General features: G+C 68.1%; 10 protein-coding genes and 1 other RNA gene. 7 read left to right on the top strand and 4 right to left on the bottom strand.

The window, feature by feature from the left end:
* Nucleotides 1-10: 10 nt before the first annotated feature.
* Nucleotides 11-457 (bottom strand): division/cell wall cluster transcriptional repressor MraZ, encoded by a 447-nt coding sequence (mraZ, locus tag ROV93_RS11275; protein WP_004143635.1) that lies wholly within the window; start codon nucleotides 455-457, stop codon nucleotides 11-13.
* A 324-nt stretch (nucleotides 458-781) separates the two neighbouring features.
* Here mraZ and ROV93_RS11270 point away from each other — a divergent pair, with 324 nt between their 5' ends.
* Both ROV93_RS11270 and ROV93_RS11265 read left to right on the top strand, forming a co-directional pair.
* Nucleotides 782-1,570, top strand: coding sequence for an NRDE family protein (locus ROV93_RS11270; protein WP_072167847.1), 789 nt, complete (start codon nucleotides 782-784; stop codon nucleotides 1,568-1,570).
* A 354-nt stretch (nucleotides 1,571-1,924) separates the two neighbouring features.
* On the top strand, nucleotides 1,925-2,404 hold the full coding sequence (locus ROV93_RS11265) for a DM13 domain-containing protein (protein WP_005415283.1): 480 nt from the start codon (nucleotides 1,925-1,927) through the stop codon (nucleotides 2,402-2,404).
* A gap of 127 nt (nucleotides 2,405-2,531) precedes the next feature.
* Here the strand turns inward: ROV93_RS11265 and rnpB are convergent.
* Together rnpB and rsmI are read right to left on the bottom strand one after the other, a co-directional pair.
* An RNA gene (rnpB, locus tag ROV93_RS11260) (RNase P RNA component class A) lies at nucleotides 2,532-2,883 on the bottom strand.
* 155 nt (nucleotides 2,884-3,038) lie between these two features.
* A complete protein-coding gene (gene rsmI / locus ROV93_RS11255) occupies nucleotides 3,039-3,857 on the bottom strand; it encodes a 16S rRNA (cytidine(1402)-2'-O)-methyltransferase (protein ID WP_312539793.1) in 819 nt (272 codons plus the stop codon).
* 81 nt (nucleotides 3,858-3,938) lie between these two features.
* Between rsmI and ROV93_RS11250 the strand changes: the two genes are divergently transcribed.
* From ROV93_RS11250 to ROV93_RS11235, 4 genes are all read left to right on the top strand, one after another.
* Nucleotides 3,939-5,660: a penicillin-binding protein activator gene (locus ROV93_RS11250; RefSeq protein WP_180890771.1), complete on the top strand. Its 1,722-nt coding sequence runs from the start codon at nucleotides 3,939-3,941 to the stop codon at nucleotides 5,658-5,660.
* On the top strand, nucleotides 5,650-6,018 hold the full coding sequence (locus ROV93_RS11245; RefSeq protein ID WP_049439300.1) for a YraN family protein: 369 nt from the start codon (nucleotides 5,650-5,652) through the stop codon (nucleotides 6,016-6,018). The genes ROV93_RS11250 and ROV93_RS11245 overlap by 11 nt, the downstream gene beginning before the upstream one ends.
* A gap of 85 nt (nucleotides 6,019-6,103) precedes the next feature.
* The gene (locus tag ROV93_RS11240; RefSeq protein WP_072167843.1) at nucleotides 6,104-6,685 is read left to right on the top strand and encodes a metal-dependent hydrolase; all 582 of its coding nucleotides are present in this window, start codon (nucleotides 6,104-6,106) and stop codon (nucleotides 6,683-6,685) included.
* On the top strand, nucleotides 6,682-8,067 hold the full coding sequence (locus tag ROV93_RS11235; RefSeq protein ID WP_072167842.1) for an FAD-linked oxidase C-terminal domain-containing protein: 1,386 nt from the start codon (nucleotides 6,682-6,684) through the stop codon (nucleotides 8,065-8,067). The genes ROV93_RS11240 and ROV93_RS11235 overlap by 4 nt, the downstream gene beginning before the upstream one ends.
* A gap of 227 nt (nucleotides 8,068-8,294) precedes the next feature.
* Here the strand turns inward: ROV93_RS11235 and ROV93_RS11230 are convergent, their stop codons facing one another.
* The gene (locus ROV93_RS11230; RefSeq protein WP_072167841.1) at nucleotides 8,295-10,316 is read right to left on the bottom strand and encodes an acyltransferase family protein; all 2,022 of its coding nucleotides are present in this window, start codon (nucleotides 10,314-10,316) and stop codon (nucleotides 8,295-8,297) included.
* On the opposite strand from ROV93_RS11230, the gene ROV93_RS11225 reads away from it, so the two are divergent.
* Nucleotides 10,285-10,620: an autotransporter outer membrane beta-barrel domain-containing protein gene (locus ROV93_RS11225; protein ID WP_255299150.1), complete on the top strand. Its 336-nt coding sequence runs from the start codon at nucleotides 10,285-10,287 to the stop codon at nucleotides 10,618-10,620. The genes ROV93_RS11230 and ROV93_RS11225 overlap by 32 nt on opposite strands.
* Nucleotides 10,621-10,625: the final 5 nt, after the last annotated feature.

Below are 10,625 nucleotides of genomic sequence, written 5' to 3'. Positions count from 1 at the left end.
GCACCCCGGCTCACAACTTCAGGTCGAGCAACCCATCACCCAGATCCTCGTCAGACAATGTCTGCTGGATCAGGGCCCGATGCGCCTGCTCGCTCCACAATTCGAACTTGTCGCCCATACCGAGCAATACCGCCTTCTTCTCAATGCCCACCGCACCGCGGTGGCTGGCGGGGATGCTGATGCGACCGTTGCCGTCCAGCTCCAGATGGGCGGCCGAGCCGACCAGCTTCTGCTGCAACAGGCGCACGACGCGCTGGGTGTTGGGCTTGGACATCACATCGTCGCGGACCCGTTCCCATTCCGACTCTGCGTACAGCCACAGGCAGCCGGCTTCGAACGGGTTGTAGGTCAGCACGAGACGGTTGTTGCTGGCGCGCGCGACGAGGTCGCGGTAAGCGGTGGGAACCGCCATGCGCCCCTTGTCGTCAACTGTGATGGCCGTCTCGCCCTGGAACACGACGCCTGCACCTTGTCCTTCGCCCGGTGAAACATTGAACCACGAAAACCCACAAAACACCCGGATTTCCCTCTGATGCCCACCTTAGCAGCGGGCCGAGGGTTGTCAACAACTTTTCAGCAGGGAAATCGCCAGCCGCATCAATGGCTTGCAACAACCTTTAGAGACTTGTTCAAGGCTTATCCACAAGTTGCTGATCCGTCTCAATTTTTGAGATTGAACGGAAGTTCAGGGGCGTGGACGGGGTGTGAAACATCGGCCGCGCAGTCATCCGAGCCGTGCCGGAAACGGCGCCGGACTGCGCAAACGGTGCACAATGAGGCCATGTGCCTGCTTGCTCTTGGCTGGATGCACCACCCGCGCTGGCGGCTGGTGATGACCGGCAACCGTGATGAGTTCCACGCCCGCCCCACCGCGGCGCTGGCCACCTGGCAGGATGAGACCTCCGTCATCGGAGGACGCGACCTGCGCTCCGGCGGTGGCTGGGCCGGAGTCGGCGCCTCGGGCCGGATGGCGGTGGTCACCAACGTCCGCGACCCGCTGGTGGCCCAGACCGGACCGTCGCGAGGCGCGCTGGTGGCCGACTTCCTGCGCGGCCGCGACCCGGCCGCCGTGCATATCGACCGCTTGGCGACCGTGGCTGGCGCCTACGCCCCGTTCAATCTCCTGCTGGCCGATAGCGACAGCCTGGAGTACCTGGGCAACCATCCCGCCGAACGGCAGACGCTTGGCCCGGGCGTACACGGCATGTCCAACGGCGCGCTGGACGCGCCCTGGCCGAAGACCCGCAGGCTGATGGCGGCCCTTGAAGCCTGGCTGCAGGAAGACGGGGTCAGATCCCTTTCGCAACGCGAAAGGGATCTGACCCCGGACCTGACCCCGCTCTGGAATGCCTTGGCCGATGAACACCGCCCCGCCGACAGCGACCTGCCCGACACCGGCATCGGCCTGGAACGCGAGCGCTGGTTGAGCCCGGCCTTCATCCGCGGCGACGACTACGGCACCCGCGCCAGCACCGTGCTGCTGATCGACGCCGACGGCCACGGCGAGATCCACGAACGCCGCTTCGGCCCGCAGGGTGCACCGAGCGGACAAAGCCACGTCATTTTCTGACCCGGTCGTGACGGCCCCTGGCCGGATGCTCTTGGCGGGGGTAGTGCCGGCCGCTGGCCGGCAGCCTTTGGATGCTCGGATTCGCCATGACGCTGCCGGCCAGCGGCCGGCCCTACCCGCAGCTTGCTGTCGCGATCCACGTGACGGCGGTCGCCATCGCAGCGGGCTTGAAACGTCATTCAGCTTCCAGCCGCGACCGCAATGTGCCTGTGCCACAGGGGTTCCGGCATTCCAGCCCGCCCACTGTGTCCTTTTCGCATTTGGCACTGTGTCTATAAATGTCGGCCCTGACCTCCCAGGGTGGTCGCGCCCGGCATCACGCCGCGCGATCGACCGCAACCACAAGGAGGCCCCATGCGCCGCATCCTCATCCTGCTCGCCACCCATCTGCTCACCCTCGGCCTGGGCTTCGGCCTGGGCGTCTATCTGCTGCCGATCCTGATCGCCCCCGATGACCCGCCGGTCGCCCAGGTACAGGCCGCAATGAAAGACGCCACCTACCGCACCACCTTCCGCCGCGACCTCAAAGGCAGCGATGCGGTGCACTGGGCCGAAGGCAAGGTCAGCGTCAGCGCCACCCAGGTCGCCTTCGACGGGAAGATGGGACCGGGCCCGGATTACAAGGTCTATCTGGTTCGCGATTTCGTCGACAACAAGGCCGACTTCCTGAAGATCAAGGCGCAGGCCCAGCGCATCGGCGAGGTAAAGACCTTCAACCGCTTCCTGGTCGAGGTGCCCGCGAACGTGGACGTGGACGACTACACCACGGTGGTGGTGTGGTGCGAGCGCTTCTCGCAGTTCATTTCCGCCGGGCAGTACCGCACGCCGGGCTGAGGACCGCGCGACGTCGAGGTAGTGCCGGCCGCTGGCCGGCAGCACTCTGTCCGCCACTGCTGGCATCGTGAAGCTGCCGGCCAGCGGCCGGCACTACAGATGCGCGGTTCATGCATATCGAAGAAAGAGGCGGAGCCGGCCGATAAGCCGGGTTCTGTCGTGGACAGTCATTCCTCTAGGCGTTACGTCACCGCAACGCTCAAGCAACCTACCCGGATCCAACGCGGGCCGCGCCAAAGGATCCCTATTTGGTCTTGCTCCAGGTGGGGTTTGCCGTGCCGGTCTGTTACCAGACTCGCGGTGCGCTCTTACCGCACCATTTCACCCTTACCGGCCTTCCGAAGAAGACGTAGGCGGTATCTTTCTGTTGCACTTTCCGTCGGCTTGCGCCGCCCAGGCGTTACCTGGCACCTTGCCCTATGGAGCCCGGACTTTCCTCGGCACCCCCGAAGGGATGACGCGACTGTCTGGCCGACTCCGCCAGCGCGCATTCTAGCGTACGCACGCCTTTCCTGCCGTGCCGATCGCGGCGTCCGGTTCATCCATCCACGCGTGGCGTGGATCTACCGATGCCGCTGCCTTGGTGGGTGCGGATTCCGATCTGGTGGGTGCGGACCTTGGTCCGCACGATCCATCAACTACCGTACAGCGCCTTGCGCGGCGCACCGGTCAGTTCCGCAGCCAGCTTGGCGGCGGTCGACGGCGGCAGGTGCTCGCTCAGCTTCGCGTAGACGCGGCGACCATGCGCCAGCTGCGCTTCCTCGTCGTCACCGGCACCCTGCACCATCACCACGAACTCGCCCTTGAGCTGGTTGTCGTCGGCCTCGACTTGGGCCGGCAGCCCCGCCAGGTCGCCATCAAGCACGGTCTCGAACAGCTTGGTCAGCTCGCGGGCCAGCACCGCCGGGCGCTCGCCGCCGAAGATCGCCGCCATGTCGGCCAGCGACTCGGCGATGCGGTGCGAGGATTCGTAGAACACCATCGTGCGCACTTCGCCGGCCAGCGCCTGCAGGCGGTCGCGGCGACCGCTGGCCTTGGCCGGCAGGAAACCCTCGAAGCTGAAACGGTCGCTGGGCAGGCCGGCCACGCTCAGCGCGGCAATGGCGGCGCAGGCGCCGGGCACCGGGCTGACCTTGATGCCCGCCGCGCGCGCGGCACGCACCAGGCGGAAACCGGGGTCACTGACCAACGGGGTACCGGCATCGCTGACCAGCGCCAGCGACTCGCCGGCCTGCAATCGCGAAACCAGGCGTTGCGCCAAGGCCTCTTCATTGTGTTCGTGCAGGGCCACCAGCGGTTGCTGGATGCCGAAATGGGACAGCAGCTGGCCGCTGCGGCGGGTGTCCTCGGCACAGATGGCCGCCACCGAACGCAGCACCTCCTGTGCGCGCGGGCTCAGATCGGCCAGGTTGCCGATCGGGGTGGCGACGACGTACAGGGTTGGCACACTCATTTCAGCGGTACTCACGGGGCAAGGGTAGAATCGTAGCGTGTACCCGGCCAAGGCCGCTGCCCTCATCGCATGGACCCGATCATGAACAAGCCCGCCGCACGGATCTCCGCCCTGTCGTTGTCGCTGATGCTGCTGGCCGGTTGTGCCACCACCAGCCTGACCAGCACCCCCGATTCGCCGGCCCAGAGCCAGGCGCTGGCGCTGATCGAACAGGGCAAGCCGCGCGACGCCGCACTGCAGCTGGAAGGCCTGGCCGCCACGCTGCGCGGCGGCGCCCGCAGCAACGCCCTGGCCGATGCGGCTTGGGCCTGGCACCTGGCCGGCGACAGTGCCCGCGCGCGCAGCCTGCTCGGCCAGCTCACCGCACGCCAGCTGTCCGGCGCCAGCCTGCAGCGCTACCAGCTGACCGGTGCCGAGCTCGCCTTGGCCGACAAGCAGCCGGCGCAGGCACTGGCCCTGCTGAAGGACCACGGCGATAACGTGCTGCCGGCGCTGCGTACGCGCTGGTACCTCGCCCGCGCCAGTGCCCTGCAGGGCACCGGCGATGCCTTCGGCGCCGCCACCGAGCGCGCCCGCGCCCATTCCAGCCTGACCGGCAGCGCGCGCAGCGAGAACCAGGCCGCCATTGCCGGCCTGCTCGGCACCCTCGACGACGCCACCCTGCGCAGCCGTGCCGCCGCCCTGCCGGCCAACGACCCGCTCTACAACTTCGCCGGCCGTGCACTGATCGCGCGCGGCCTGCCGCTGCCGCGCCCGTTCGACCGCGATGGCGCGGCCCAGTTCGACACCAACAAGCGCCCGCCGGCGATGAGCGACGGTTACCGCCCGCCGGCCAAGCTGGCCGTGCTGCTGCCGCTCAGCGGCCGCCTGGCCACCGCCGCACAGCCGGTGCGCGATGGCCTGTTGAGCGCTTATTACGGTGAAAGCCGCCGCCGCCCGGACATCAACTTCTTCGACACCGCCGGCACCCCGGCCGGTGCCCTGGCCGCCTATGACAAGGCCGTCGCCTCCGGTGCCGACTTCGTGGTCGGTCCGCTGGGCCGCGACGAAGTGGACGCCGTGTACGGCCGGCAGCAGCTGCAGGTGCCGGTGCTGGCCCTGAACCGCGGCAAGGACGCACCGCCGACCGGCAGTGCCGGCTTCTCGCTGGCACCGGAAGACGACGGCATCGTCGCCGCCGAGTACCTGCGTGGCCGCGAGCGCGGCAAGGCGCTGGTGATCAACAGCGCCGATGACACCGGCCGCCGTGCCGCCGCCGCCTTCGCCCAGCGCTTTGCGCAGCGCGGTGGCCAGGTGGTGGCCACGATCGGCGTCACCGATGCCGTCGGCGATGTCGGCGCGCAGGTGCGCAACGCCGGCCAGGTCGATGCCGTATTCCTCGCCGTGCGTGCGCCGCAGGCGCGCCTGCTGGCGCCGCAGCTGGCGCTGGCCGGTGCAGGCGGCGCGACCCGCGTTGGCACCTCGCAGCTGACCGTTGGCAGCGGCAAGGTGGAAGAAGACGTGGCGCTGGACGGCATCGTCTATCCGAACGAAGCCTGGAACGTGCGCAGTGTGTCCGGCCTGCCGTCGGCCAGCCAGGTGGCCAGCACCCTGCCGAGCGCACGCGGTGCGGCCGGCCGCCTGTTCGCCTTCGGTGCCGACGCCTGGAAGATCACCGCCTACCTGGACAAGCTGTCCAACGAAGGCGGCCTGGACGGTGCCACCGGCACCCTGTTCCTGGACAGCAACGGCAACATCCTGCGCCAGCCGGCCTGGTCGACCTTCAATGGCGGCCGGCCGATGCCGATCGTCGGTGGTCGCTGAGCGCAGCCAACGTGGCTCGGCGGTGGAAGCCGCCGCCGAGCAGCATCTGCAACAGGCGGGACTGCAGCCGCGTGCGCGCAACGTGCGCTATCGCGGCGGTGAACTGGACCTGGTGATGGACGATGCCGGCACCGTGGTGTTCGTGGAAGTGCGCTACCGCGCGCGATCGGATTTCGGCGGTGGCGCCGCTTCGGTCGATGCGCGCAAATGCCGGCGCCTGGCCCACGCCGCGCAGCTGTACCTGCAGGACCACCCGGCGCTGGCCAATGCGCCCTGCCGTTTCGATGTGGTCGAAGCCACCGGCGAACCGCCGCAGCTGCATTGGCTGCGGGATGCGTTCCGATTGGATGACTGCTGATGGCTACTCTTTGCCGGCCAGCGGCCGGCACTACCCGTCGGACCTGCAGCCGGCCCGCGGCCGGTACGACCATGGTGCGTGACTGATGCCGTCGATCATCACCCATGCCGCTGTGCCGCTGGCGCTGTGGTGCGCCGCTGATCGTGGCCGCATCCCGCCGCGCCTGCTGGCCGCCGGCGTGATCGCCGCCATGCTGCCCGATGCCGATGTACTGGCCTTCGCCCTGCACATTCCCTATGCCGATGCCTTCGGCCATCGCGGCGCCAGCCACTCACTGCTGTTTGCCGGCGTGCTGGCAGCATTGGCCGCGGCGTTGGCGTTCTTGGGTAGTCGCCGACCTTGGTCGGCGGATGTGTGCCAACCAAGGTTGGCATCTACCGTACAAGCCGCTGTATTCGTCTTCGCCTGCGCCGCCAGCCATCCGCTGCTCGATGCGATGACCTCCGGTGGTCTGGGCGTCGCGCTGGCCTGGCCGTGGAGCGAACAGCGCTTCTTCGCGCCGTGGCGCCCCATCCGCGTGTCACCGTTCGCGCCACAGTTCTTCAGCGCACGCGGCGTGGCTACCCTGCTCTCCGAACTGCGCTGGGTGTGGCTGCCACTGGCCGGCGCCGTTGTCGCCTGGAAACTGATCCAACCCGCTCCTGCTGCCTCACGAGATCCGTCATGAGTCCTGCCCTGCCTGCTGCCCTGGTTGCCGAACTGTCCACCCTGCTGGGCACGGAGGGCTGGCGCATGGATGACGGCGCGCTGGAGGCGAATGCGCAGGACAACTCATGGCGCCATCAGCGGCCGGCCGCAGTGGCGTTTCCGGCGGACATCGAGCAGGTGCAGGCGCTGGTGCGTGCATGCCGCGCGCATGGCGTGGCGCTGGTCGCGCGCGGTGCCGGCACCGGTACCACCGGTGCCGCGGTCCCGCAGCCGGGCAGCATCGTACTCTCGTTCACCCGCATGGACCGCATCGTCGAGATCCGCGCCGGTGATCGCTGCGCGGTCGTGCAGCCGGGCGTGTTGAACGGCACGCTGCAGCAGGCGCTGGCGTCGCACGGCCTGTTCTGGGCGCCGGACCCGTCCAGCGCCGAGATCTGCAGCATCGGCGGCAACCTGGCCTGCAATGCGGGCGGCCCGCGCGCGGTAAAGTACGGCACCAGCCGCGACAACGTACTGGGCCTGGTGGCGGTGACCGGCACCGGTGAGGTGATCCGCTGCGGTGGTGCCTACACCAAGGACGCCACCGGCTACGACCTCACCCATCTGCTGGTGGGCAGCGAAGGCACGCTGGCACTGATCGTGGAAGCCACGCTGAAACTGACCCCGCTGCCGGTCAGCCAGGCCGGCCTGCGCGTGCTGTACCGCGATGCCGATGCTGCTGCGGCCGGCGTGTCGCGGTTGATGTCGCAGCCGGTGGTACCCACCCGCCTGGAATTCATGGACGCGCGCAGCCTGGAGCTGCTGCGGCTGAATGGTGCCGATGTGCCGGAGGCAGGCGCGATGCTGCTGGTCGAGGCCGATGGTGACCACGACACCCTGCCTTATCTGCTGCAGGCACTGGCCAGTGCCGCCGAAGGCGACGGCATGATCGAGCTGGACGTGGCGATGGAGGGCCGCGCGCGCGACCAGCTGTGGGCCGCACGCAAGGCGCTGTCGCCCGCGCTGCGCAGCGTTGCGCCGGGCAAGATCAATGAAGACGTTGTGGTCCCGGTGTCGCGCATTCCGGAGCTGGTAGCCGGCGTGCAGGCACTGGCGCGTGACTACAGACTCACCATCGTCACCTTCGGCCATGCCGGCAACGGCAACCTGCACGTCAACATCCTCTACCACCCGGAGGATGCCGACGAAAACACGCGCGCGCATGCCGCGTTGCCAAAGATCTTCGAGCTGACCCTGGCATTGGGTGGCACATTGTCCGGCGAACATGGCATTGGCCTGGCCAAGCGCGATTTCATGGCACAGGCTTTCACCCCGGAAACGCTGACGGCGATGCGCGCGATCAAGGCCGCACTGGACCCGGACGGCATCCTCAACCCGGGCAAGGTGCTGCCGCCGGCATAGACCGCGCACATTCCTTCGCACTCCTGTAGAGCCGAGCCCATGCTCGGCGGCTCTTCGACCAGATCGCGATGAAGCCCGCGCTGCGCGCGCGAGCCGAGCGTGGGCTCGGCTCTACAACCACGTGTCGTTCACCCTCACACTCCTGTGGAGCCGAGCCATGCTCGGCCCCGCTTCGGCCACATCGCGATGAAGCCCGCACCGCGCGCAAGCCGAGCGTGGGCTCGGCTCTACACCGGCGTGTCGCCTGCAATATCGATCAGGGTCTGCCGGAAGCTGGGCAACAGCACGCGGTTGCCATGCCCGCTCAGGTGATCGTTGTCGAAGAACAGCGGCTCCCCGTCTTTCACCGCCGAACAGGTCGTTGGCCCGCACAGCAGCGGCAGCGGATCCCACACCGTCAGCGATGGATAGCGCACCGCCAGTTCGGACAGCAACGCCATCTGCGGCGCGCGCAGCCTTTCCAGGTCGGCGCGCGGCATGCTCAGGCCACCGGCACAGGCCGGGTTGCGGCGGTTGAACCAGTCCGAACAGCGGTACGCACCGGCCTTGAACAACGGCAGCGGCGCATCCACAACCACGTGCACACCCAGCTTCTGCAAACGCCCCAGCACTCGATCGGCTTCATCGCGTGCAGCTTGTGCATGCGCGGGCGTGCGCTCGGCCAGCAGTTGACGATAGATTTCCTGTGCATCCTGCCGCCGCCAGTCGAATCCGCGCAGCTCCGGCATGCGCAAGGCCGCCAGCAGCACGATGTCACCCGGGCGTGCCTCGCGCTCGATGGTCGACAGCGTGTGCTCAATGAACTCCTGGCAATCGGCTGGACTGGCCCGCAGCAGATTGACGAAGCTGCAGCCGCCGCGATCCTGCTGGCGCACCTCCATGCCGGTCTGGCGCGCGACCATGCTGGTCATGGTGCGATACGCCGCCGCGTGCGAATCGCCGGACACGAACAGGCGCCGTCCTTCAAGCGCCGGCGCACTCACCGGCTCCAATGGGCGCCACGCGGGGTAGCGACGCGCCTGCCATGCATAGTCGTCACGGGTAACGCTCAGCGAGACCTGCTCGTGGTACTCCACGGTGGCCCAGGCACCCGCACCACACAGCGCCACCACCGGCAACGCCATCGCCAGCACCTTGGCCGGTGCCAGGCGCAGCAGCGGCGCCGCACTGCGCAGCGGACGCTCGATGAAGTGATACGACGCAGCTGATACCGCCAGCAGCAACACCGGGTACAGCCACAGCGCGGCACCGTGCAGGCCGTAGGTCCAGCGCAGCAGCACCAGCAGCGGCCAATGCCACAGGTACAGCGAATAGGACAACCGGCCCAGGTAGGCCAGCGGTGCGCAGCCCAGCGCGCGGGCGAGGCGCGATGTCCCCGGCGCCGACACGCTTGCCAACAGCAGCAGGGTACCGGCCACGGTGGCCAGCACACCCGGCACCGGCATCGCCAGCTGCGGGGCGATCACCACGCCTGCGGCCAGCAGCGTCAGGCCGGCCGCTGCAACCGCACCACCGTTCTGGCCCGGCGTACGAGTACGCATCCACTGGTACAGCAGCGCGCCCGCAGCCAGCTCCCAGAACCGCGCCGGCAGCAGATAGAACGCTGCCGCTGGTGCCGTCTGCGCCTGCCAGCCCGCCCACGCCAGCGACAGCACGGTGAGCCCCGGCAACAGCCAACGCGACCACGGCCAGCGCTCACGCCCGCGCAGCCAGACGAAGAACAGCAGCGGGAAGACCAGGTAGAACTGCTCCTCCACGCCCAGCGTCCACGTGTGCAGGAACGGGTTGAGTTCGGCGCCGGGTGAGAAGTAATCGTCCTGCTGGCCAGCCAGCACGATGTTGCTGAAGCCGACCAGCGCGGCCCAGCCGGTCTGGTCGAACTGTTCATTGCGCCACGCACGGGGAATGAACAGCGCAGACAGTATGAAGGTGGCCACCAGCATGACCAGCAGCGCCGGCAACAGGCGCAGCACGCGGCGCCGGTAGAAGTCGAGCAGCATCGCGCCCAGCGACGCAGGCGTGCGCGAGGCCAGCGACTGGCTGATCACGAAGCCGGACACCACGAAGAACAGGTCCACCCCGGTGAAGCCGCCGGGCAGCCACGTCGCATTGGTGTGGAAGAGGAGGACGGCCAGCACCGCCAATGCGCGCAGGCCATCGATGGCAGCGTTGTGGGGACGTTCGGGAGGGGACACGCGGGCAACCAGAAGCGAGCAATTGGCCAGCATCGCCACCGTCGCCGCAGTCATTCAATGGTCAATTGCGACAGAGCTGGGCATCGTTCAGGTCCGGTCACAGCGCGACGCAGCAGCGGGTGTCTCGGTCAGCCCGTATGTGGTGACCAACTGGTACCGCGATGGCGCCAGCAACGGCATGGCGTTCGATGATGAAGCGCTGAATGCCAGCGTGCCACGCAACCGCTACGAGCTCAATGCCGGTGCACGCGTGGACTTCCGTTCCGGGCTGAGTGCGTGGGGTGGCTTCGGCGTGATGCGCGGTGACCATGGGTACCGCGAAGCGACGGCCAATCTGAGCATGTCGTACAAGTGGTGATGTAG

Source organism: Stenotrophomonas maltophilia group sp. msm4, from assembly GCF_032025605.1.
GTDB classification, from domain to species: domain Bacteria; phylum Pseudomonadota; class Gammaproteobacteria; order Xanthomonadales; family Xanthomonadaceae; genus Stenotrophomonas; species Stenotrophomonas sepilia.
This window is presented reverse-complemented; position numbering and strand designations above follow the sequence as displayed.

Excerpts from the sequence above, each read along its gene's own strand:
- ROV93_RS11250 (WP_180890771.1), top strand. The coding sequence starts at position 3,939 with ATGAACAAGCCCGCCGCACGGATCTCCGCCCTGTCGTTGTCGCTGATG.
- rsmI (WP_312539793.1), bottom strand. The coding sequence starts at position 3,857 with ATGAGTGTGCCAACCCTGTACGTCGTCGCCACCCCGATCGGCAACCTG.
- ROV93_RS11265 (WP_005415283.1), top strand. The coding sequence starts at position 1,925 with ATGCGCCGCATCCTCATCCTGCTCGCCACCCATCTGCTCACCCTCGGC.
- ROV93_RS11270 (WP_072167847.1), top strand. The coding sequence starts at position 782 with ATGTGCCTGCTTGCTCTTGGCTGGATGCACCACCCGCGCTGGCGGCTG.
- ROV93_RS11235 (WP_072167842.1), top strand. The coding sequence starts at position 6,682 with ATGAGTCCTGCCCTGCCTGCTGCCCTGGTTGCCGAACTGTCCACCCTG.
- ROV93_RS11240 (WP_072167843.1), top strand. The coding sequence starts at position 6,104 with ATGCCGTCGATCATCACCCATGCCGCTGTGCCGCTGGCGCTGTGGTGC.
- ROV93_RS11230 (WP_072167841.1), bottom strand. The coding sequence starts at position 10,316 with ATGACTGCGGCGACGGTGGCGATGCTGGCCAATTGCTCGCTTCTGGTT.